21 protein-coding genes are annotated in these 22995 nt (G+C 67.8%); 8 read left to right on the top strand and 13 right to left on the bottom strand.

Going from position 1 to position 22995, the window contains the following annotated elements; genetic code table 11:
- Positions 1 to 2: 2 nt before the first annotated feature.
- From HQ314_RS07805 to HQ314_RS07835, 7 genes are read right to left on the bottom strand one after another with little or no spacing between them, the layout of a single operon-like run.
- On the bottom strand, positions 3 to 1232 hold the full coding sequence (locus tag HQ314_RS07805) for an MCE family protein (RefSeq protein WP_261781554.1): 1230 nt from the start codon (positions 1230 to 1232) through the stop codon (positions 3 to 5).
- Between the two features lie 56 nt (positions 1233 to 1288).
- Positions 1289 to 2308 (bottom strand): MCE family protein, encoded by a 1020-nt coding sequence (locus HQ314_RS07810; protein WP_037184706.1) that lies wholly within the window; start codon positions 2306 to 2308, stop codon positions 1289 to 1291.
- A complete protein-coding gene (locus HQ314_RS07815; protein WP_222639268.1) occupies positions 2305 to 3369 on the bottom strand; it encodes an MCE family protein in 1065 nt (354 codons plus the stop codon). The genes HQ314_RS07810 and HQ314_RS07815 overlap by 4 nt, the downstream gene beginning before the upstream one ends.
- The gene (locus HQ314_RS07820) at positions 3366 to 4697 is read right to left on the bottom strand and encodes an MCE family protein (RefSeq protein ID WP_222649766.1); all 1332 of its coding nucleotides are present in this window, start codon (positions 4695 to 4697) and stop codon (positions 3366 to 3368) included. The genes HQ314_RS07815 and HQ314_RS07820 overlap by 4 nt, the downstream gene beginning before the upstream one ends.
- Entirely contained in the window at positions 4694 to 5554 is an 861-nt protein-coding gene (locus HQ314_RS07825; RefSeq protein ID WP_027504567.1) for an ABC transporter permease, read from the bottom strand. The genes HQ314_RS07820 and HQ314_RS07825 overlap by 4 nt, the downstream gene beginning before the upstream one ends.
- 3 nt (positions 5555 to 5557) lie before the next feature.
- Complete coding sequence (locus HQ314_RS07830) at positions 5558 to 6352, bottom strand: ABC transporter permease (protein ID WP_027504566.1); 795 nt, start codon at positions 6350 to 6352, stop codon at positions 5558 to 5560.
- Positions 6353 to 6361: 9 nt separating this feature from the next.
- Positions 6362 to 7585, bottom strand: a complete 1224-nt coding sequence (locus tag HQ314_RS07835) for an ABC transporter ATP-binding protein (protein ID WP_056442352.1) — start codon at positions 7583 to 7585, stop codon at positions 6362 to 6364.
- 455 nt (positions 7586 to 8040) lie between these two features.
- Here HQ314_RS07835 and HQ314_RS07840 point away from each other — a divergent pair, with 455 nt between their 5' ends.
- The 3 genes from HQ314_RS07840 to HQ314_RS07850 are packed head-to-tail and all read left to right on the top strand — an operon-like array spanning position 8041 to position 13015.
- Positions 8041 to 9747 carry an MFS transporter gene (locus HQ314_RS07840; RefSeq protein ID WP_222645484.1) on the top strand — a complete coding sequence of 569 codons (1707 nt, stop codon included), beginning with the start codon at positions 8041 to 8043 and terminating at the stop codon, positions 9745 to 9747.
- Positions 9744 to 11378, top strand: coding sequence for an MFS transporter (locus HQ314_RS07845; protein ID WP_056441696.1), 1635 nt, complete (start codon positions 9744 to 9746; stop codon positions 11376 to 11378). The genes HQ314_RS07840 and HQ314_RS07845 overlap by 4 nt, the downstream gene beginning before the upstream one ends.
- Positions 11375 to 13015, top strand: coding sequence for an NAD-dependent epimerase/dehydratase family protein (locus HQ314_RS07850; RefSeq protein WP_222649767.1), 1641 nt, complete (start codon positions 11375 to 11377; stop codon positions 13013 to 13015). Before HQ314_RS07845 ends, HQ314_RS07850 begins: the two co-directional genes overlap by 4 nt.
- Before the next feature lie 6 nt (positions 13016 to 13021).
- Here HQ314_RS07850 and HQ314_RS07855 read toward each other — a convergent pair whose 3' ends face one another.
- Both HQ314_RS07855 and HQ314_RS07860 read right to left on the bottom strand, forming a co-directional pair.
- Positions 13022 to 13528, bottom strand: coding sequence for a DUF2505 domain-containing protein (locus HQ314_RS07855; protein ID WP_027504565.1), 507 nt, complete (start codon positions 13526 to 13528; stop codon positions 13022 to 13024).
- 4 nt (positions 13529 to 13532) lie between these two features.
- Positions 13533 to 14819 (bottom strand): aminotransferase class I/II-fold pyridoxal phosphate-dependent enzyme, encoded by a 1287-nt coding sequence (locus HQ314_RS07860; RefSeq protein ID WP_261775725.1) that lies wholly within the window; start codon positions 14817 to 14819, stop codon positions 13533 to 13535.
- Positions 14820 to 15118: 299 nt separating this feature from the next.
- Here HQ314_RS07860 and HQ314_RS07865 point away from each other — a divergent pair, with 299 nt between their 5' ends.
- Positions 15119 to 16294 carry an acyl-CoA dehydrogenase family protein gene (locus HQ314_RS07865; RefSeq protein ID WP_231476216.1) on the top strand — a complete coding sequence of 392 codons (1176 nt, stop codon included), beginning with the start codon at positions 15119 to 15121 and terminating at the stop codon, positions 16292 to 16294.
- 9 nt (positions 16295 to 16303) lie between these two features.
- Here HQ314_RS07865 and HQ314_RS07870 read toward each other — a convergent pair whose 3' ends face one another.
- Both HQ314_RS07870 and HQ314_RS07875 read right to left on the bottom strand, forming a co-directional pair.
- Positions 16304 to 16903, bottom strand: a complete 600-nt coding sequence (locus HQ314_RS07870; protein WP_222649768.1) for a class F sortase — start codon at positions 16901 to 16903, stop codon at positions 16304 to 16306.
- A 13-nt stretch (positions 16904 to 16916) separates the two neighbouring features.
- A complete protein-coding gene (locus HQ314_RS07875) occupies positions 16917 to 17618 on the bottom strand; it encodes a CHRD domain-containing protein (RefSeq protein WP_027504563.1) in 702 nt (233 codons plus the stop codon).
- Positions 17619 to 17677: 59 nt separating this feature from the next.
- Here HQ314_RS07875 and HQ314_RS07880 point away from each other — a divergent pair, with 59 nt between their 5' ends.
- Both HQ314_RS07880 and HQ314_RS07885 read left to right on the top strand, forming a co-directional pair.
- Positions 17678 to 18349 (top strand): sigma-70 family RNA polymerase sigma factor, encoded by a 672-nt coding sequence (locus HQ314_RS07880; protein WP_261781495.1) that lies wholly within the window; start codon positions 17678 to 17680, stop codon positions 18347 to 18349.
- Entirely contained in the window at positions 18349 to 19047 is a 699-nt protein-coding gene (locus HQ314_RS07885; protein ID WP_222649769.1) for a hypothetical protein, read from the top strand. Before HQ314_RS07880 ends, HQ314_RS07885 begins: the two co-directional genes overlap by 1 nt.
- 78 nt (positions 19048 to 19125) lie before the next feature.
- Here HQ314_RS07885 and rplL read toward each other — a convergent pair whose 3' ends face one another.
- A complete protein-coding gene (gene rplL / locus HQ314_RS07890) occupies positions 19126 to 19512 on the bottom strand; it encodes a 50S ribosomal protein L7/L12 (RefSeq protein ID WP_027504561.1) in 387 nt (128 codons plus the stop codon).
- Positions 19513 to 19617: 105 nt separating this feature from the next.
- Positions 19618 to 20172: a 50S ribosomal protein L10 gene (gene rplJ, locus HQ314_RS07895; protein WP_222649770.1), complete on the bottom strand. Its 555-nt coding sequence runs from the start codon at positions 20170 to 20172 to the stop codon at positions 19618 to 19620.
- Positions 20173 to 20601: 429 nt separating this feature from the next.
- Here rplJ and HQ314_RS07900 point away from each other — a divergent pair, with 429 nt between their 5' ends.
- Both HQ314_RS07900 and HQ314_RS07905 read left to right on the top strand, forming a co-directional pair.
- Entirely contained in the window at positions 20602 to 20799 is a 198-nt protein-coding gene (locus HQ314_RS07900; RefSeq protein WP_027504559.1) for a hypothetical protein, read from the top strand.
- A gap of 112 nt (positions 20800 to 20911) precedes the next feature.
- Positions 20912 to 22885, top strand: coding sequence for a CocE/NonD family hydrolase (locus HQ314_RS07905; protein WP_222649771.1), 1974 nt, complete (start codon positions 20912 to 20914; stop codon positions 22883 to 22885).
- The last annotated feature ends 110 nt before the right edge of the window (positions 22886 to 22995 follow it).

Here is a 22995-nt window from a genome sequence, read left to right on the forward strand (position 1 = left end):
CGTCACTCCCCTTCCGCAGGAATGTTCAGGCCCGGAAGCTGCAGGTCGTCGACCCGCGGCGATTCGACACCGGGCACGGTGCCGGGCTCGACGTTGCGCTGGATGTTGTCCGCGCTGAGCAACCCGAACGGCAGGACCAGCGTCGGCGTCTTCACACCGGCGACGGCCTGGTCGATGATCGCGCCGCAGTTGTCGACGATCGGCTGCATCTGACGGCCGAGCGCCTCGAACTGCGGATCGCCCGGGCGCAGCTTCTGCAGATCGATGAGATTGCAGAAGAACGTCTTCGGATCCTGGAACTCCTGGAAGATCAGGCGCGCGTCCAACGATCCGGACTCGGCGTTGTAGGAGTTCGCGACGTTCGCGACGGCCAGCGGCAGCAGCGTCAACGTGTCCGCCAGGTTCTGGCGGTTGTCGGCGAGCAACTGCGTGGTCGGAGCGAGGTCGTCGAGATCGTTGGACAGCTGGTCCCGGTTGTCCCGCACGAAGGTCGCGACGTCACCGAGCGTGACCGAGAGCTGGTTCAGCGCGAGACCGAGGTTCTCCCGCTCCCCCGCCAGGAAGCTCGTCAGCGAGGACAGCTGATTGTTGAAGGCACGCACCTGCTGGTCGTTCGCCGACAGTGCACTGACGAACGTCTGCAGATTCTGGATCGTGCCGAACAGATCGCCGCGGTACGAGTCGAGCGTCTCGACGGCACCGGAGAGCTGGGTCAGCGAATCGTTCAGCGCCTCACCGTTTCCGGCCAGGTTCTGCGCGCCGGTGGTCACGAGGTCGGAGACGGCGCCGTTCTGGTTGGCACCGTTCGGTCCGAGCGCGGCCGACAGCTCGTCGATGCTCTTGTACAGCTCGTCGACCTCGACGGGAGTGGCCGTGCGCTCGCGTGGGATCACGGCACCGGACTCCATCTTCTCGCCGCCGGTGTACGCCGGCGCGAGCTGGACGTAGCGGTCGGCGACGACGGACGGTGCGAGCTGGACGGCGCGGGCATCGGCGGGGATGTCGACGCCGCGATCGACGCGCATGTCGACCTGCACCTGATCGCCCAGGCCCTCGACCTTGGTGACGGTGCCGACCTTGACGCCGAGGACGCGAACCTCGGTGCCCTCGTACACGCCGACCGTCTTGTCGAAGTACGACGTGATGGTGGTGGTACCGAGGCGGGTGAAGGCCCACCACAGCGCGAACACGACCAGCACCACGACAGCGACGACGGCAGCGATGATTCCCAGGTTGCGCTTGCTGAAGAAGCCGCCGTTCGACGGGGCTTCCTGGTCGGTGGATGCGGTCACTGGCCTGCTCCCGGACTACGGACGGGATCCACACCGAGGGTGCGAATCGGCTCACGGTATCCCGGAATGTCCGGGAGACCGGGCGGGAAGGTGTTGACGATGACCTGATCGAACCAGCGGCCGTTACCGACGATGTTGGTGTACAGCCGGACGAAGGGCGAGTACAGCTTGATCGCCTCGGCGATGTTCTGGTTGTTGGTCTTCAGGGTGTCGATGACCTGACCCAGCGACTGGAGTGCGGGCCCGATCTGTGCCTCGTTGTCGCGGATCAGACCGGTCAGCTGAGTGGACACCCGCTGCGTGCCGATGAGCAGCTGCGAGATGGACTGCTGCCGATTGTTCAACTCCTGCAACAGGACCGAGGCGTCACCGATCAGCTTGGTGAACTCCTGGTTGCGGTCGGCGAGGACCTGCGTCGTCTTGTCGGTAGCGGCGAAGAGCTTGCTCAGCTCGTCGTCACGGGAGGAGATGGTCTCGGACAACCGCGTGACACCGTCGAGCGAGGCGCGGATGTTCTCCGGCGTCTCGGAGAACGCCTGCGACAGCGTCTCCATGCTCGTCGCGAGCTGCGTCGTGTCGATGTCGCCGGTGGTGCGGGCGGCGTCGGAGAACGCGTCGATGACGTCGTAGGGGGCCGTCGTGCGGTCGATCGGGATCGCGTCGCGCGGGTTCAGCCGCTCCTCGCCCTTGGGCTCGAGCGAGAGGAACTTCTGGCCGAGCAGCGTCTTGATCTGGATGGACGCCGACGTCTTGTCGCCGACCCACGCGTCACTGACCGTGAACTCGACCTTCACCTTGTCGCCGTCGAGGGCGACGTCGGTGACCTTGCCGACCTTCACGCCGGCGATCCGCACCTCGTTGCTGGCACGCAGACCGGCCGCTTCGGAGAAGTTCGCGGTGTACTTCGATCCGGCACCGATGATCGGCAGCGAGTCGAGGAAGAACGCGGACAGCGTCGCCATCAGGATGATGAAGATGCCGAGGGCACCCAGCACCGCGGGCTTGCGTTTCGTCACGAGATACCTCCTGCGGCGCAACGCTTCGCGGAGTTGGTGTACAGCGGCTGATTGATGGTGGGCAGTCCTGTCGGGAGGTTGAGCTGCGGCGCGTAGCCCGGCCCGGCGACGATGTCGATGCCGCACAGGTAGAACTGGAACCACGAGCCGTAGCTGGCGACGCGGATCAGCTTCTCGAGCTTGACCGGGAAGTTCGACAGGATGTTGTCGAAGTCCTGCTGCCGATTGTTGATCTTGGTCGACAGTCCGTCGATGGACGAGATGGCCGACTGGATGGACGGACGGGTCGGCTCGAGCAGATCCGCTGTCGCGTCGGTCAGACCGGCCAGCGAGGTGACCGCCGAGCCGACGGTGTCACGATCCGCCGACAGCCCCGACACCAGCGCCTGGGTGTTCACGATCAACTGGTCGAGTTCCTTGTCGTGCTGGTTCACCGTGTCGAGGACCCCGTTGAGGTTGTCGATGACCGCACCGATGACCTGATCCTTGTCCGCGACCGTGTTGGTCAGGCTCGCGGTGTCGCGCACCAGATCGCCGATGGTGCCCGACTCACCCTGGAAGACTTGGATGATCTCGTACGACAGCTTGTTCACGTCGTCGGCCGTCAGCGTCTGGAACAGCGGACGGAAGCCGTTGAACAGCGTCGTCAGGTTCACCGCGGGGGACGTCCGATCGAGCGGGATGGTGGCTCCGCTGGTGATCTTCTCGCCCTGATCGCCCGTGCCCTGCTCGAGCGCGATGTAGCGCTGCCCGATCAGGTTCCGGTAGCGGATGGTCGCGGTGGTGGAGGCCGGCAGCCATTCACGCTCGGTCAGCGCGAAGTCCACCTGAGCCAGGTCACGCTCGTGGATCTCGATCTTCTCCACCTGGCCGACGCGCACGCCGGCGATGCGCACCTCGTCGCCCTCGTTGAGCGAGGAGACGTCGGTGAAGATGGCCGAGAACTTGGTCTTGCCGGACCCGGCCCCGTTGGCGATGGTCAACGCCAGGGCGGCCGTCGCCAGAATGGTCACCACCGCGAAGATGATCAGCTTGATCAGCGGTGCCGCTAGGCCTCTCATCGCACACTCACTTCCGTGCCGCGGAGCGCCGGAGCGCCCACCAGGGTGGTCCACGCGGGGACGTGGTCCGGGGAGATGCCGGAGCCTCCGCCGTAGACCACCGCCAGCGTGTCCCGTTCGATGTCCGATCCGGCGTAGGCCGCCGGGACGGGCGACTGCAGCGGGTTGGGCAGTGCGCCGGGGTCGACCGCGGGGCCGGGGTTGCGCGACGGCACCTGGTAGGAGCCGTCGTTGACGCCGCTTCCCGGGTACTGCGGGAAGAACTTGCCGGGTGTGGTCACGTTCTCGAAGCACGACGGGCCACGGGTGTCGAACAGTCGCGGCTCGTCCTGGTTGGGGATGTAGCGCCCCTTGGGGTTGACGAAGTTGATCGACGCGCGGACGCCGGGGTACGCGTCGTCGACCGAGAGGATCTTCTTCGCCTCGTCGGCGACACGGACGAACTCGGTGAACGTGCAGCCGAACGACGGGGAGAACTCGGCGAGCAGTTCGAGCGCCTCGCGGGAGTCCGCCGCGATGGACACGATGGACTCGGCGTTGGTCTGCACCAGGTCGGCCAGCGAGCCCGACGACGCGGTGGCGCTCGCCAGGAGCGTGGTGACGTCGTTCTGCTTCTCCACCACCGTGTTCCCGGTGACGCGCAGGTTGTCGAGCGCGTCGATCAGATCCGGAGCCGCGGTCGAGTACGTCTCCGACAGGTCGGCGATGCCGACGAGATCCTGCTGGATGTTCGGCAGCTCGTCGTTCAGACCCGAGAAGATCTCCTCGAGCCGGTCGAGAGTCAGACCGAGCCGCTCGCCGTTGCCCTCGAGAGCCTGCGACAGCGCACCGAGCGTGTTGGCGAGATCCTGCGGCGGGATGGCGTCGAGGAGCGGGAGCAGCGAGTCGAGCAGCTGCCCGACCTCGACCGCGTTGCCGCTGGTGTCCTGACGGATCACCGCGCCCTCGGCGAGAGGGCTGGCGCCGGCGGAGTTCTCGGGGATCTGGAGCGCGACGTAGCGCTCGCCGAAGAGCGTCTTCGGCAGCAACCTGGCGGTGACGTTGGAGGGGATGGTGCCCACGAGACCGGGATCGAGTGCCAGCTCGGACGTGACCTCACCGTTCTCGGTGGTGGCGGACCGCACCTCGCCGACGATCATCCCGCGCGCCTTCACGTCCGCGTTGGCGGGCAGCGCGTTGCCGACGGTGTCGGTGATCAGGTCGACCATGACGACGTCCTTGAACGTCTTGTTGAAGGTCGTGATGCTCCAGGCGACGAAGAGAACGACGACGAGCAGGAATCCGATTCCGAGGAGGCGACGACGTGTCGCCGACGGAGCGTGGTTCATCCGGCGACCCTCACCGTCGTCGTGGTGCCCCAGATGGCGAGGCTCAGGAAGAAGTTCAGCACCGCGACCGTGACCAGTGCGGCGCGCACGGCACGACCGACGGCCACGCCGACGCCGGCGGGTCCGCCCGACGCGGTGTAGCCGTAGTAGCAGTGGATCATGATGAGCACGAAGGCGAAGACCAGCACCTTGGCGAAGGAGTAGAGCACGTCCTCCGGGGGCAGGAAGAGCGTGAAGTAATGGTCGTACGAGCCCGGTGACTGACCGTTGAAGACGGTGCTCACCAAGCGGGACGCGAGATAGGCGGACAGCAGGCCGACGATGTACAGCGGAATGACGGCGATGAATCCGGCGATCATGCGCGTCGACACCAGGAACGGCACGGACGGAACGGCCATGACCTCGAGTGCGTCGATCTCCTCGGAGATGCGCATGGCGCCGAGCTGGGCGGTGAAGCCGCAGCCGACGGTCGCGGACAGCGCGAGGGACGCCACGATGGGCGCGATCTCACGGGTGTTCACGTACGCCGACAGGAAGCCCGTCAGCACCTGGCTGCCGAGCTGTTCGAGCGCCGCGAAGCCCTGCAGACCGACGACGACACCGGTGAACCCGGACATCATCAGGATGACGCCGATGGTGCCGCCGATGACGGCGAGAGCGCCGGAACCGAACGTCACCTCCGCGAGCAGGCGGAGGGTCTCCTTCTTGTAGTGCACGGCCGTCTTCGGGATCCACCCGATCGCGCGTCCGTAGAACGACATCTGTTCACCGGCACGGTCCAGCACACCGAGCGGAGCCGAGGCCGCGCTACGGAGCCGGAGCAGGGTGCGGTCTCCACGACCACGAGCGATGGTCATCGCTCACCCTCCCTTCGCAGGGACGACCTGCAGGTAGACCAACGTCATGATCAGGTTGGCGAAGAACAGGATCAGGAACGTGATGACGACGGTCTGGTTCACCGCTTCACCGACGCCCTTCGGACCGGGATTGGGATGCAGCCCCTTGTAGGACGCGATGACGCCGGCGATGAGACCGAACACGACGGCCTTGAGCTCACCGACCCACAGGTCGGGCAGCTGCGCCAACGTGGAGAACGACGCCAGGTACGCGCCGGGCGTTCCGTCCTGCAGGATCACGTTGAAGAAGTAACCACCGGCGATGCCGATGACCGACACCAGGCCGTTGAGCAGCAGCGCGACGAGAATCATCGCGAGCACGCGGGGAACGACCAGGCGCTGCACCGGATCGATGCCGAGCACCCGCATGGCGTCGATCTCCTCGCGGATGGTGCGTGAACCGAGGTCGGCCGTCACGGCCGATCCCGCCGCACCCGCGATGAGCAACGCCACCACGATGGGACTGCCCTGCTGGACCACCGCCAGCACGCTGGCGGCACCGGTGAAGGACTCGGCGCCGAGCTGCTTGATCAGCGACCCGGTCTGCAGGGAGACCACCGCGCCGAACGGAATGGCGACCAGCGCGGTCGGAAGAATGGTGACACTGGCGATGAACCAGGCCTGTTCGATGAATTCGCGGAATTGGAAGGGGCGCCGGAAGGTGTTGCGCGCGACATCGACGAGAAGTTCGACGATGTTTCCTGCCTGGGCCAGCGCTGCAGTGCCCGACTTGAGAATCGGGTTCTTCGTTTTAGCCATTGTTTTCGGTCAGCCCCGCGAGCCACTGGAAGGGAGACCGTCGTTCCGGTCCTGGCCGGGCTCACTCCACCCCTGGTTGCTGTAGCCCTGATTCTGGTCGTACGTCTGACCCTGGTCGTAGCTCTGGACCTGGTCGTAGCTCTGGTTGCCGTAGGCCGGCTGCTGGTCGTGGCCCGACTGCTGACCGTACGACTCCTGGTAGCCCTGCTGAGCACCCGCGTACGCCGGCTCCGCCTGACGGCCGTCCTGGCCGTCCGCCTCGTCGAGGCTCTGCTGGATGGCGTGCTGTGCGTGCTCGGGCAGGGTGTGCATGATGCTGCGCACCCGGTCGCGACGACGATCCACGGCCTGACGACGCGGCATGCCGGGCGTGGGATCCATCTGCGGCATGATGCCCTCCACGTCCTCGACACCGCCGAGGTTGTGGCCGGCATCGGAGAGGGCCTGCTCCTGGCGCATCTGCGCCTCGTCCTTCTCCTCGCTCATGCCGATCGGCCCGATCATCGTGCCGTTCAGGAACTGCTTCACGGCGGGCTCGTCGGAGGTGAGCAGCACCTCGCGCGGACCGAACATGACGAGGTTCTTGCGGAACAGCATGCCGATGTTGTCCGGCACCGTGCGCGCGAGATTGATGTTGTGCGTGACGATCAGCATCGTCGCGTCGATCTGGGCGTTGATGTTGAGCAGCAGCTGGCTGATGTAGGTGGTGCGCACCGGGTCGAGGCCCGAGTCGGGCTCGTCCACCAGGATGATCTCGGGGTCGAGGACGAGCGCACGCGCCAGACCGGCACGCTTGCGCATACCGCCCGAGATCTCGCCGGGGAGCTTGTTCTCGGCACCGGTCAGACCGACCAGCTCGAGCTTCTCCATGACGATGCTGCGGATCTCGTCCTCCTTCTTCTTCGTGTGCTCACGAAGCGGGAAGGCGGTGTTGTCGTACAGGTTCATGGAGCCGAAGAGGGCGCCGTCCTGGAAGAGCACGCCGAACAACTTGCGGATCTCGTAGAGCTCCTTGGACGAGCACTCCATGATGTCCGTGCCGTCGACGACGATCGAACCCTCCTCCGGTCGGAGAAGGCCGATGAGCGACTTGAGGAAGACGGACTTACCGGTACCGGACGGCCCCAGGAGAGCACTGACCTCACCCTTCGGGAGCGTCAACGTGACGTCCTGCCAGATCTTCTGCACACCGAACGACTTGGTCAATCCCTCGACCGAAACCTCGACACCCATGTGGATCCCTCCCACTGCTCGTCGCACACGACGCGAACGCGTCGACACCTGTGTGCGTCGCGTCACTCTAACCCAGCCGAGTGGTCGCAACGACCACGGACCTTACCGCCCAGTAACACGTCCCCCGACCTGGCCGCAGTCTCCGGATAGAAGTGTGACCCATGAACGCCCGATTCACGAGGGAACGGAGCCGACAAGGCCGAAATTGGTGGCGGCGGTGCACGCGCGGGCGGCCCGGGCTCACGCCGCGTGGCGCGGGACGGGCGCTCCCACCTGCCGCGTCGTACGGCGTCACCGGCTCGCTGACGCAACTCTGTGACGTCACACCGACTTCTCCCGCGCTCCCGCCGTTAGCGTCGACAGTGCCGTCGTGACACCTAGCGTTGCGCTCGCGCACGACACTCGCCGCGCTGCATCCGCGGGCGGGGTCCGGGGGGAATACGGGGGATCACGCCATGGGCAGCAGCTCGAAGGACGACACGGGCACGCCCGGGTCGAGGGGGCACTCGACGTTCGGTGTCCGCACCGAGATCGGTCGGCGTCGCCAACTCGCGGCCTTCGGCGTCATCTGCATCGCCGAACTCCTCATCGTCCTCGACATGACCATCATCAACGTGGCGCTGCCGTCCATCGGCATCGAGTTGGCGACGGGCATCTCGGGCCTGCAGTGGGTCGTCGACGCGTACACCCTCACCTTCTCCGGCCTGCTCCTGGCGTTCGGCAACCTCGGTGACCGGTACGGGCGCAAGCTGTTCCTCGTCGTCGGCCTCACGGGCCTGGGCACCGCGTCGGTGATCGGTGCGCTCGGCGACTCCCTCGCCCACGTCCTGACCTCACGCTCGGTCATGGGCGTCTTCGCCGCGATGGTCCTGCCCGCCACCCTGGCCGTCATCACCAACCTGTTCCCGAAGCCGCAGGAGCGTGCTCTCGCCATCGGCGTGTGGTCGTCCATCGCCGGCGTGGCCGTCGCGATCGGACCGGTGTCGGGCGGCTGGCTGCTCGAACACTTCTCCTGGCACTCGGTGTTCTGGATGAACGTCCCCGTCGCCCTCGTCGCCGTCGTGCTCGTGGTGCTGATCGTCCCCGAGTCGAAGGCCTCGGCGGTGGGCCCGCTCGACGTGCCCGGCGTGATCCTGTCGATCGCCGGCGTCACCCTGCTGGTGTTCGTGGTCATCGAGGCACCGAACTTCGGCTGGACGTCGTGGCGGACGATCGGCGGTCTCGTGCTCGCCGCGGTGTTCCTCGTGCTGTTCGTCCAGCGGGAGCGACGCATCTCGTCCCCCGTGCTCGACGTGTCGCTCTTCCGCATCCGTCCGTTCGCGTGGCCGGCCGTGTCGATCGCGGTGGGATTCTTCAGTCTCTTCGGCTTCCTGTTCCTCATCACCCAGTACTTCCAGGGAGTGCGCGAGTACTCACCTCTCGCATTCGGCATCGCGACGCTGCCCTTCGCCGCCGCGCTGGCCGTCAGCTCCCCGGTGTCGACGATCGTCGCGCAGAAGATCGGCACGATGCCGGTTCTCGTGACCGGGCTCGTCCTCATCGGCGCGGGACTGCTCGTCGCGGGCCGCGTCGAGATCGACAGCTCCTACCTGACGCTCGTCCTGCCCGCGATGCTGTTGCTCGCGGTGGGCATCGCGATCATCCAGGGCCCCGCGACGGAATCCATCATGTCCTCGCTCCCCCTCGACGAGGCCGGAGCCGGTGCCGCGGTGAACGACACCACCCGCGAGATCGGCGGCACTCTCGGTGTCGCGGTACTCGGGTCGATCGTCGCCTCCTACTACGTGTCGACGGTGCGGCCGCTCGTCGAACGGATCCCCACCGCCATCATGAGCGAGACCGAGAAGGGCTACGCGCAGTCCAGCGTGCTCAGTGTCATCGAGATCCAGAAGCGAGACCTGCCCGCGATGTTCGAACCGCAACGCGCACAGTTGATCCTGGAGATGAAGGAAGCCGCTCTGCGCGGATCGTCCATCGCCGCGTACGTGGCGGCCGGAGCCGTGTTCGTCTGTGCCGCACTGGTCTTCTTCTTCTTCCCCGCCTCGTACCGCACCACGGGCATGCTGGCACCGCAGACTTCGGACGAGCGCGCGGTGGACCGTCTCGCCGCAACGAAGGACGTCGGCTCCGCACCGGGCAGCGGCCCGGACTCGCCGTCATGACCGGCCGGCACGCCGCGCCGCCGCCGCGGTCGTCGTCCCACCTCCTCTCGTCACCGCGGCGGATGATCGCCTTCCTCGTAATCTGTCTCGTCGAGCTGCTGGTCGTGCTCGACAACACCGTCGTCAACGTCGCTCTGCCCGACATCTCCACCGACCTCCGCGCCGGCTTCACGGGGCTGCAGTGGATCGTCGACGCGTACATCCTCACGTTCTGCGGTCTGCTGCTGGCGTTCGGCAACATCACCGACCGCATCGGGCGGCGCCGCATGCTGCTGATCGGCGTCGTGGGTCTCGCCGCGATGTCGGTGGTGGGCGCGGTGGCCGACGACCTGCCGCAACTGATCGCCTCGCGCGCACTGATGGGGGTCTTCGCCGCCGCCGCGCTGCCCGCGACCCTGGCGGTGATCATCGACCTGTTCCGTACTCCCGCGGACCGCGCCGTGGCCATCGGGGTGTGGGCCTCGATCGCCGGTGTCGCTATCGCGATCGGGCCGGTCTCGGGTGGGTGGCTCATCGAACACTTCACCTGGCACTCCGTGTTCTGGCTGAACGTGCCGGTCGCCGTCGTCGCGGTGATCGGCATCGTCGCCGTGGTGCCCGAATCACGTGCTGCGGCCACCGGTCCGCTCGATCTGCCCGGTGTCGCCTTGTCCTTCTCGGGGGTCTCGCTCCTGGTGTACGCACTCATCGAAGCGCCGGGTCACGGTTGGGTGACCGTGCCCACGCTCGGCGGGATCGCGGTGTCCCTGGTTCTGTTGTCCGCCTTCGTCGTACGCCAGTCGCGCGTGTCCAGCCCGATCCTCGACGTGCGCCTGTTCCGGTTGCGACCCTTCGCGATGCCGGCGCTCGCGATCTCGGTCGCCTACTTCTCGCTGTTCGGGTACGTCTTCCTCATCACCCAGTACTTCCAGGGCGTCCGCGGCTACTCGCCGCTCGAGTTCGGTGTCGCCACACTGCCGTTCGCGGTGGCCCTCGCGGTGAGCGCACCGACCGCGACCTCGCTGGCACAGCGGATCGGCACCATGCCGGTGATCGTCGCGGGCCTGCTGTTGGTGGGCATCGGCATGATCATGGCGGGTCAGGTCGGCATCGACAGCTCGTACGTCGGGCTGTTGCTGCCCACGATGATCGTGCTCGCAGTCGGCATCGCCGTGATCCAGGGTCCCGCGACCGAGTCCATCATGTCCTCCGTGCCCATCGACGAGGCCGGCGCCGGCTCGGCCGTGAACGACACGACGCGGGAACTCGGCGGCACTCTCGGTGTCGCGGTGCTCGGATCCGTGACCGCGTCGTACTACAACACCACCGTCGGCCCACTCGTCGCGACCATTCCGTCGGAAATCCTCTCGGACCGCGACCGGGAGTACGTGAACGGCAGCTTCCTCAGCGTGCAGCAGATCCAGCAGTACCCGCTCCCCGAGATGTTCTCCGCGGTGCGCGACAACCTCGTCCTGTCCATGAAGGAAGCCGCGATGGCCGGGTCCGAGGTGGCGTCCTACCTCGCCGCCGCGGCCGTCTTCGCCTGCGCCGTCGTCGTCGCGGTCCTGCTTCCCCGCCACCACCGCACCACAGGAGTCGTCATGACGGACCCACAGGACACCACCCGACAGTTCAGCTCGGACGAACGGTGAGCGGCCTGACCGTCGCCGTCACCGGTGCGACGAGCGATTTCGGTGCTGTCATTCTCCCTGTGCTGCTGGATGATCCGGAGATCGACCGGGTCATCGGGCTGGGTCGCCGGGCACCGCGCGTGCGGCACCCGAAACTCCGCTCGATCGCGATGGACATCCGCTCCCCCGAACTCGAGACTGCCTTCGCAGGCTGTGACGTGGTGATCCACCTGGCTTTCGTCGTGGAGGAGCAGCGCGACAAGGCCGCGATCCACGAGACCAATCTGGAGGGCTCGCGCAACGTCGTCGAGTGCGCGCACCGGGCCGGTGTGCGGTCGATGGTCATTGCTTCGAGTGTCAGCGCGTACGGACGCGAGGACCTCCCGGTACCCGTCACCGAGGAGGAGTTCCCGACGTCGGATCCGTTGCGCTACTACTTCTTCGACAAGGCAGAGGTGGAACACTTCGTCGAGTGGTGGCTGCGCCGGCACGAGGGCGGCATGACCATCTCGATGCTGCGCCCCACCTACATCGTGGGCGCCCACTTCTCGAACGACGGCATCGACACCCTCACGCAGTCCGTGGTGGCCTTCCCCGATCCGGCGCAGTCCCGCTACCAGTTCCTGCACGAGGACGACCTGGCCGACGCCTTCCACCGGGCCGTCCGGACACCCGTGAACGGCCCCTTCAACCTGGGTCCGCGCGACTGGCTCGGGGTGCGCGAACTCGGTGCGATGCAGGGCCAGTTGGTGCTGCCGATCCCGCGTCGAGTCCTGCGCACCGTGGTCGATCTCGCGTACGCGCTCCGCATCCTGCCGTTCTCCAGCCACTGGATCTCCTCGGGCGAGGCGGCCGTCGACTCGACGGCCTTCGAACGCGCCACCGGGTGGACCCCGACGATGTCGTCCGCCGAGGCCGCGGCCGTCATGGTGTTGCTCAACGGGCGCCCCATCCTGTCGACCCGCCACGCGCCGGTCCGTCATCACGTGTGCGAGGCGGCCCTGGACGGCGCCACTCGCCGCGTACGGACGTGGGGCGACGTTGACCCGGACATGAAGCCCTTCAGCGCCGAGCTCGATCGCGCGGTCTCCTCGTGCGAGCACCGCCAGATCCGCACGTCGACGGGCTCGGTGCACGCCGAGATCCACGAGGGGACCGACACCTCGGCCCCGACGGTCGTTCTCGCGCTGCCCCGCGGCTCCCATGCGCGGTACGCCACCGGTCTGGCACGGACACTGGCCGATCACGGCCCGCGGGTGGTGCTGCTCGACGCCCCCGGCCACGGTCTCGGTACCGGCATCCGCGGGCGCGCCGGACGCCGGTCACGAGCCGAGGCGATCGACGCTGCGGCCGGTGAGTTCGCGGGGACCGACGTTGTCCTCGTGCGGGTTCCGCGCACCAGGACCCGACGGACGGCCGCGGCCCTCCGCCGGGGAGACGACACGCTGACGGCGGTACCGGGCACGGACGGTCTGCTCGCCGCACGGAACGGACCGCGCCTGCCCCGACGTCTGCGAGGAGTCGAACACCAGACACCACAGCCGGTCTCGGGTTCCTACCGGACCGTGTCGGTGCCGCGCGGAACCACCGTCACGTCCGGCCGTGGTCAGCGCCAGGTGCTGGAGGCGGTCCTGCGCGCACTCCCGCGCCGCAGATGAGAGGGCTCAGGTCCGGAGGGCGAGCCACGACTGGGTGAACTCGCGCTCGGCGGAGAAACTCTTGTCGATCTCGCCGACCATGATCTTCTCGACCACCGGACCCATCACCGGGATCGACGCGTCGACCGTACCGACGAAGTGGAGCACGCACTGCTGCGCTCCGGTCGCGAGAAGTTCGAGTTCCCCGTCGATCACCACGGGCATCCGGGCGACCCGCAGGGTGTAGTGGCCCTGCGCGGACCCGTCCTCGCGCACCGACTGCCACGACTCGGTGCACCGTGCCGACATCGACGCTCCGGCGAAGCGCTGCAACGCCTTCGGTAGTGCCGCCGCCTCGAGGTCCTGGTCGACCACCGAGGTGGTCAGGCCCTCCTCGACGCGATGCTCCACCACTCGACTGCCGCCACCGATCTCGGCGATCCGGTCCTGCCAGTATCTCTCGTCGGTGAGGGTCGCGTGCAGCACCGCGGCGGCACAGTCGTACGTCGTGCGCTGGTCGACCTGTGTCACCACCGGGTCAGACCGATGCCGGCGCCGGCGCGGCGAGCGCTGCCCCCACCTCGGCCGACGCCGCCTCGGACGTGGACGAGTTCTCGCCGAGGAACAGGCCCATCTGCTCCACCACGTAGTCGAGCTGGGTGGTGGTGTGATCGGGCTGGACGCACAGACGCAGGAGTGCACCGTCGCGGGCCACCGCCGGGAACATGGCGGCGGATGCGAAGATGCCCGCGTCCCACAGCTTCCGCCACGTGTTGACGGTGCGCAGGTCGTCACGGACGTTCACGGGCACGATGGGCGAGACCATGTCCGTACCGTCCGGGAGAGGGCTCGGCGCGTGCACGTCGACACCGGCCGCCACGAGCCCGTCGTGCAGGTAGCGCGCGTTCGCGAGTGTGCGGGTGGCGCGCTCGGCGCCCTCCTCGGTCTGCATGAGCTGCACGGAGGCGAGCGCCGCGCCGAGGGCAGCAGGCACGCCCGCGGTGGTGAACAGGAACGTGCGCGCATGCACGCGCATGGCGTCCACGATGTCCTTCGAGCCGGCCACGAAACCGCCCGAGGACCCGAGTCCCTTGGAGAGGCAGCCCATCCGGGCGTCGATGTCGTCCTCGATACCGAACAGCTCGGCGGCACCGGTGCGCTTCGCGCCCATGACCGCGACGCTGTGCGCCTCGTCGACGAACAGTGCCGCGTCGTACTTCTCGCAGACCGCGGCGATCTCGTCGAGCGGGGCCAGGTCGCCGTGCATCGAGTAGAGGCCGTCCACCACCACCATGACGACGCCGGTGGAGCGGGAGAGCTTCTCCTCCAACAGGTCCACCCGGTTGTGACGGAAGGCGCGGATGGTGGCACGTGAGAGGCGGCAGGCATCGTAGATGGACGCGTGCGCGGCCGAGTCGACGATGATGGTGTCACCCACACCGCACAGCGCGCTGATACCGCCCAGGTTCGCCTGGTAGCCGGTCGTGAAGACCAGCGCCTGCTCGGTCCCGTGCCAGTCGGCGAGCGCTTCCTCGAGTTCCGTGTGCAGCGAGATGGTGCCGTTGAGCAACCGGCTGCCCGTGACCGTTGCGCCGTATTTGTCCAGTGCCGCAGCGGCTCCCGCGCGCACCAGCGGATGGTCGGCGAGGCCGAGGTAATTGTTGGAACCGAGCATGATGACGCTGCGGTCCTCCACGTCGACGACCGGCGCGTTGACCGATTTCATGACGCGGAAGAACGGGTTCTGGTCGTGCTTCGTCAGCACACGATGGGCCCAGATCCTCTTGTCGTGGCGGATTCGGTCGAGCATTCTCTGCGAGCTCATGTTCGCTCCAAGATTGGGGGATCGGTACGTGACGCGAGTGCGCTCGCCGGTCCGGGAGACCCGTGCGACGGGAGACGTCTGTGATTCGAGCCTACGGTCAGCACAGGCGACCCGAGGGTGCCGCGACCTGTGAGTAGTTGCCAACGAACACGACTGCACTTGTGTCATGCAACAGCAGTTGAGACGGGCGCCATCGAGGCCGTCGCCGACCCCGAATACTGCGGTATCGAGTGACGTGCTGGCACGTGTCCCACACCCGTCTCAGCCACGGTCACCCTTCTTCGACGAAAGGCCGGTACGTGTCCGTTCTCGCTGACAGAGCAGCTCTCGCGTCCGACGGGACCGCGCAGCCGTCGCGGCTCATGTCCACCGAACGCGCCACGCTCCGTCGCCTGCTGCCCGCCCTCGCCACCTATCTCGAGGCCACGCCGCTGTCCGTGCTCGAGGCGCCCGGCAGCGACGCCATCGCGACGTTCCGCGACGCGGGCGGGTGCGGACTCATCGCACCCACCTCGCTCGGCGGACTCGGCGCGACCGCCGTCGAGGCACTGCGCGTCCACCGGGCCATCGGCGCGGCCTCCCCGTCGCTCGCCGCCGCCGTCACGATGCACCACCTGTCGATCGCCACGATCATCGAGATCGCCATGGCGGGTCCCGAGGAGGAGCTGCCGCTCGTCGCCGGCCTCATCGAACAGAAGTCGATCATCGCGTCCGGCTTCGCGGAGGGCGTGGGCAGCACGCTGGTGCCGTCCGTGGACGCCTACTACGACGACGGCGACTACGTCGTCAACGGCAGCAAGAAGCCGTGCAGCCTGTCGGCCTCGATGGACTTCCTCGCCGCCAGCGTCGCGACACGCGAGAAGAAGGGCGGCAAGACACGCAAGGCGGTCGCCCTCATCCCCGCGTCGATGCCCGGTGTCTCGGTGCGTCCGTTCTGGACGACGCCCGTTCTCGCGGGTGCGGAGAGCGAGGAGGTCGTCCTCGAGGACGTGCGCGTGCCGGTGTCGCTGACCATGGTCGGCGCGCTGGACGATCCGGAGGGCATGCACGAGCTCACCGGGTTCCTGTGGTTCGGCATCCTCGCCTCCGCCGGGTACATCGGCGCGGCCACCGCGCTCGTGGAGCGTCTCGTGGGACACCCGAAGGTCAGCGACAGCGTCTACACCTCGGCGGCCGCCGAACTCGAAGCGGCGATCGCGGGCCTCGAGGCCGTCGCCGCAGCGATGGACTCGGGTGAGCGCGGCGCCGACATCTCGGCTCGACTGTTGTTCTGCCGCATCGCGCTTCGAGGCGCACTGCGGCGCGCGGTCGACGCCGCCGTGACAGCGCTGGGCGGCATCGCGTTCATCACCGACCCGGACATCGCGTACCTGCAGTCCGTCGTGTCGGCGTTCGCGTTCCACCCGCCGTCGATCCGCGAGACCGAGTCGTCCCTCGCGGCCTACCACCGCGGCGAGAACTTCTCCCTCGCCTGAGGTGTCGCATCACCCCACGCGGGTGCCGAAGACGACGAGGTTGTTCTCGTAGGACCCCGCGTCGTCGTCGAACACTCCGGCACACGTGATCAGTCGGATCTCGTCACGCGGGACGGCACCGAACACGCGTGCCGTCGGGAACTCGGATTTCGCGTAGTCGCCGATGTCCGTCACCCGGTACCTGGCCTCGATGCCCTCTGTCGTGGTGACCGTGACGTCGTCTCCCACCACGAGGTCGCGGAGTCGGAAGAACACGGAGGGACCCGTGGTCGAGTCGACGTGACCGGCCAGCACCGTGGGTCCGACCTGATCGGCCGCACCGGGACGCCCGGGCCGCCCGCCGCCGGTGAACCAGCCGACGTCGTCGTGGTCCTCGGGAACCGCCATGGTGTTGTCCGGGTTCAGACCCAGCTCGATCAACGGTTCGTCCAGACCCATCGCGGGTGCCGACACCCGCGCCGGGACGAGAGGCGCCGCCTCGGACGCAGTGGCGGCAGCGGGAGACGTCACGGACACCGCCGTCTCGGTGGGCGGTACGGCCGGTGGTCGCGCGCAGGCGACCACCAGCCCCACCAGGAGGAACGCACTCGCGCGCGTCGACCATCTCATCCGCGTCGGTCGATCAGGAGTTCCGCCGACGGGCGACGCCCAGCCCGACGAGGGCCGCCACGCCCAGAACGGCGGCACCGGCACCCGCGACGGTCGCGGTCGAACTGTCGGTGACGGATCCACCGGCGCCCGTCTCCACACCGCCGACGGGAATCGGGGTCAGCTGTCCGCGCACCGCGCCGGCGGCGAAGGCGGTGGTGTGACTGTCCGCGGCGAACCCGGCGGCGTTCGCCTCGATGGCCGCGAGGTCGAAGTTCGTTCCGGTGTCGGCACCGTTCGCCATCACGCCGGTCGTGAACGGCCCCTGCAGGCAGCCGCTGCTGGTGCGAGGTCCGTCGCCGACCGGCGACGGGTTCGGGAACGCGATGCGCGGCGGGCCCGCGGCACCCACTGCTGCCTGATGAATGTGCGTCGCCGTCTTCGCCGGCGACATGTAGTCGCCGGTGACGCCCTCGAGGGTGATGTCGTAGCAGATGATGTTCTCGTCCGAGTTGATGCGGAACGTGAACGTTCCGGTCGCGCCGGGCTCACCCGGCGTCGCGACGCCGTCCGCGTTCAGGACCTGGTCCGGAGTCGCCATGGCCGTGAAGGCACTGGTGAACGACGACGGTTCGCCGACCGGCGTCTCTGCTGCCGCGGGAGCAGCGGTGAGCGCGAGGAACGCCGCGGCGCCTCCCGCAACGATGATCGTTCCTCGTGCAGTGCGTGTCGTCATGGTGGTCGTACCTTCCGATCGGGATGCGCGGACGTCCTTCGAGAGGGGATACGTCCGGAATGACCGAAACGTTCACCACGGTCGAACGTCGTCGCACTTCTCGACGTACACCCACCATGGAGGTCGGAGTGGCGTCGACGGTGAGTAGGGTTCGTCCTGCACGGGCACCGGCGGGGTACACCCCTCCCCCGACATCGAGGGGGCAGACGCTGGCGATCTTCCGGTCGCGCGAGAGCGGGACGTTCGATCTCACGGCCGCCTACGACGCCCACGCGTCGTCGCTGCTGGGTTTCGCCGTGAATGTGTTGCACGATCGTGTCGCCGCCGAGGACTGCGTGCAGGAGACCTTCGTACGTGCGTGGCGAGCGCGGGACAGGTTCGACGAGTCCCGGGGTGGAACTCGGACCTGGCTCTTCGCCATCGCACGCAACGTCGTCGCGGATGCTCAGCGGTCGCGAGGCCGTACTCCGCTGGTCGCGTCCTCCCCCATCGCGGAAGGCGACGCCGTGGAACCCGATCGAAGCGATCACGTCCTGACCCGGATGCGGGTGGTGGAGGGTCTGGCCACCCTGTCCCCCGAACATCGACAGGTGGTGGTGGCCATCCACCTGACCGGCCTGTCCTACGCGGAGCTGTCGGCCGGCACCGGCGTCGCGATCGGCACCCTGCGCACCCGCGCGTACTACGCACTGCGTGCCCTGCGCGCTCACTTCGACGGTCAGGAGACCTGATGACTCCGGGACATCCGCGACGAGAGGAGTTGATCGCGGCCGCGGTGGCCGGCGACCTGACCGACGCCGAGCGGCGTGAGCTTCGCATTCTGGAGGCCGAGGACACCTCGGTCGCCGACGAGATCCGTGAGATGCGCGAGACGATCGCGTCGCTGGGGTCGGCAGCGGGACTGACCTGGGTCGATGCGGAACCCGGTGACCTGCTTCGACGACGCATCGTCAGACCGTCCGCACGCGGTCGCCTCGTCCCGGCCGCTGCAGCTGTCGCCGGAATCGCGGTGGGCGTCGCGGCGGTGCTCGGTGTGCAGACGGTCGGCACCGGGGGTGGCGAGACGCCCACCGACAGCACGATCGCGGCGCCCGAGGCCGAGGGACCACCGGGCCAGCTGGGCGCCTTCGAGACGGTCGCCTTCACTGCGTCGAGTCCCGGCGTCACTGTCGACGGCGGCCTGGTTGCTCACACGTGGGGCACCGAGACGGTCCTGGACATGCAGGGTGTCCCGGTCGACGAAGCGTTCGAGGTGGTGTTGGTGGACCGCTCCGGAGCGGATCGTTCCTCGGGCAGCTTCCTCGGCAGCTCCGTGACCATCGACTGCCGCATGAACGCCGCGGTGCTGCGTCCCGACGTCGCGGAGATCGAGATCCGGGCCGCGAGCGGAGACCTTCTCGCCCGCGCCGCACTGCCCACCGTGGGCTGATCTGGCGCACCGCCGCCAGACACGAGAAAAGCGGCCGTACCCCGAGGGGTACGGCCGCTTCTGCGCTGTGGGGCTAGATCACTTGATGGAGATCTTCGCGCCGGCAGCTTCGAGCTTCTCCTTGGCGGCGTCGGCCGAAGCCTTGTCCACCTTCTCCAGGATGGCCTTCGGAGCGCTCTCGACGAGGTCCTTGGCTTCCTTCAGGCCCAGGCCGGAGACGACCTCACGGACGACCTTGATGACCTGGATCTTCTTGTCGCCGGCGCCCTCGAGGACGACGTCGAACTCGTCCTGCTCCTCAGCGGCCTCGGCGGGAGCAGCTGCTCCGCCTGCGGCAGCAACGGCGACGGGGGCAGCTGCGGTGACCTCGAAGGTCTCCTCGAATGCCTTCACGAACTCGGAGAGCTCGAGGAGGGTGAGCTCCTTGAACTGGTCGAGCAATTCTTCGGTGCTGAGCTTCGCCATGGTGGCGGTCCTCTCTGTAAGTCCTTGTCGCCGATCCGGGGACAGGAGATTGCGTGCAGGCCGGAGGCCGGCCGCACGGGGTGGTGTGCAGTCCTTGCGGATCAGCTAGTCGGCAGCTGCGGCTTCCGGCGCCGAAGCGCCCTCTTCTGCAGCCCTCTTCTCCTGCAGCGCAGCCGCGAGACGCGCGACCTGCGAGGCGGGAGCGTTGAACAGGCCTGCGGCCTTTGCCAGGTTGCCCTTCATCGCGCCGGCGAGCTTGGCCAGCAGGACCTCGCGGGATTCGAGATCCGCGATCCTGTTGACCTCGTCCACGGACAGCGCGCGGCCGTCCATGTAGCCGCCCTTGATGACGAGCGCCTTGTTGTCCTTGGCGAACTGCTTGATCGCCTTGGCAGCGTCGACCGGCTCACCATCGATGAATGCGATGGCGGTCGGACCGACGAACAAGTCGTCGAGGCCTTCGATGCCCGCATCAGCTGCGGCACGCTTGACCAGGGTGTTCTTGGCGACGGAGTACGTAGCTCCGGTACCGAGGGCCCGACGGAGCTCCGTCAGACGGGTGACCGACAAGCCACGGTATTCCGTGACGACGGCCGCCGTGGCGCCCTTGAACTGCTCGGAGATCTCCGCGACCGCGGATACCTTCTCAGCCTTTGCCATACTTCGCCTCCTCTCGTTGCGTCGAGTCGGCCCGGCCCGAACAAGCACAAACGCCCCGGTGCAGGGCACACGGGGCGTCGGAATGCGGGCGGCGCGACTCGGAGAGAGTCAGCAACACGTATCCCTGGTCCTCGTCCTCCTGCGTGGGTCGCCGGCTCGGCCGGACCTTCAATCGCCATCTCCGACGAGGCGAACCTCTTCGGAGACCACGATGACCAACGGTCTTGGGTGGAACAGATCAGGTGAACGTCGCACGATCGCAGATCACGACCGCACGGTGTCCGAAGAGAAGAGTACCCCGGGGCCGCCGGAGACACCAAAAGGGCTACGCCCCTGTGCGCCTTGTGCGCATCCCCGGGTACGCAAAGGGCGCACGGGGGCGGAGCCCCCTCGGTTTGAGAGGTGCTCTCCCGAGGGAACACGGTGCTCATGGCCAATTATCGCGTACTCGACCCCACCGGATCCGTCGTCGCCACCAAGGAGATCCCCAACTCCACCGACGCCCACACCTGGTTCAAGGAGAGCAAGTCCGACGACGCCGAACTCGGCTGGCGCCTCGAAGTGGAGCACGACGGCGAGTGGGCCTTCTTCAGCGACAGCGAGGGAACCCCCGAGGGCGGCAAGTAGCAGCGCACTCACCTGGTGACATCGAACGACGACGTGCCCTCGTCGTTGTCGAAGGGCCGGGAATGGCGTGTTGTGTACCGCGTGTCACAGCAATGAGGTTGACTCGACGTTCATGACGACGACATCGGCCCATGCACTGGTGCAACCCGAGCACGTCGTCTCGCCCTTCCACCGTGATCCCACCGGCGGCGCCGACGGCCGAGCATGGGCAGAACTCGTGGAGTCCGCTCCCGAGTTCCCCCGTGTGCACATCGACCGCGGCGCCGCCGTCACGATGACGGACGGAGCCGTTCTCCGCGCCATCGTCGTGTCCCCTGCTGACGCGAGTGGACGATCCGTCTCCTCTCGCTTCCCGGTCGTCCTGAACATCACCCCGTACAACTCGGTCCTGCTCGACTCGATCGACGCACTCCTCGCAGCACCCGTGCTCGGGCCGGCGCTGCGTCGCGTGTCCCGCTCCGTCGACCTCTCGGGAACCCCGTTCGACGGCATCTCCGAGATCACCCGCGTCGTCGCGGGCGGTGCGGCGGATCTGCTCACCGTGAACCGCCATCTCGTCCGTAGCGGCTACGTGCAGGTCATCATCGACGCGCGCGGCACCGGTTCCTCGTCCGGCGTGTGGGACACCCTCGGCCCGCGTGAACAACTCGACACCCTCGAGATCCTCGAGTGGATCCGGGCGTCGCCGTGGTGCGACGGGCGCGTCGGCATGGCCGGCATCTCCTACTCCGCCATCAACTCCCTGCAGGCCGCCGCCGCGGGCAGCGCGGGACCGGACGCCGTGTTCGCCGTCGAGGGATCCGAGGACATCGTCCGCGAGATCTTCGCCACCGGCGGCGCACCGTCGCTCTTCATCCCCCTGTGGCTCACCGCCGTGAACACCCTCAAATGGGTTCCGGCAGTACAGATCCTGCGACGCGGCGGAGTCGGCTGGCTCGCGGATCGCGTACGGTCCCCCGCCACGAACATCAGCAATCTGGTGAACGGGTTCCTCACCGGTTCGGACCCGCGCATCTACGACGACCCGTCCTTCGACACCATCGATCCCACCATCGAGGACATCGCGGTCCCCACGTTCCTCTACGGCTGCTGGCACGACATCTTCGGCGGCGCGGCACCCGACATGTACAACCGACTCACCGTCGAACGCGGGCGCAAGCAACTTCTGGTGGGCGACGGGTACCACGGCAACCCCGGGATCGGCTTCGGTGAACCCGGGTTCCCGCCGCGACTCGACGTGCTCGAACGCGCCTGGTTCGACAAGTGGCTGCGCGGCATCGACAACGGTATCGACCGCTACGGACCGGTCACGCTGCGTCAGCAGGGCGGCGGGTGGGAAGCGCACGGCCGATTCCCCGCGCCCGCCGCCGTGGCTCGGCGCCTCTACCTGAGCGCCGACTCGTCCGGTACCGCGTCCCACAGTCGGCACGACGGGTCCCTGCACTTCGAGGCGCCGACCGACACGGCCCGTCTGACGGTGAAACCCGGGTTCCGCACCGTCGTCTCCCGCGACACCACGCAGGTGCTGGCCGGTGTTCCGGCCGTTCTCGGCGGCGGCTTCACCTACGACAACCGCTTCGCGGAGGGTGACGCGCTCACGTTCACCACGCCTCCCGTCGTGACCACCGTCGTCTACTCGGGCCCCGCCAACGTCCACCTCCGCACCGTCGCGCGCGCCCGCGAGTCGATGTGGGCCGTGATGCTGTGCGACGTCGCTCCCGACGGCACTCCCACCGTGCTCACCAACGGTGCGCTGCTGGCGTCGCGCCGCGCGATCGACGACGGGGAGAGCATCCGCACCGAGTCGGGTGACTACCTGGTGGCCCACCACCCGCTCACGCGCGAGTCACTGCTCCCCGTGGTCCCCGGCGAACCGATCGTCCTCGATATCGAACTACTCTCGACCGAGGCGGTCCTGCACCCCGGACACCGCCTGCGACTCGACATCTTCGCGGCCGACGCGCCTCGATTCGTGCCGATCCTGCCCGATCGCCTCCGCACCCGATGGCGAGCGCAGGACGTCGACCTCGACCCGACGGACCCCAGTTTCATCACGTTGCCGCTGCTCGGTGAGCCCGGCTGGTAAGGAGATCCAGGTATGACAGGCACACCCGAGACCGGCCGTTCCGAGACCGAGGTCGAGGTCGAGGTCCGTACCGGCACCGCGTCGGTCGGCGCGGTCGACATCGCCTACGA

Origin of the sequence: Rhodococcus sp. BP-332 (assembly GCF_019836065.1) — a bacterium.
Classification (GTDB): domain Bacteria; phylum Actinomycetota; class Actinomycetes; order Mycobacteriales; family Mycobacteriaceae; genus Rhodococcoides.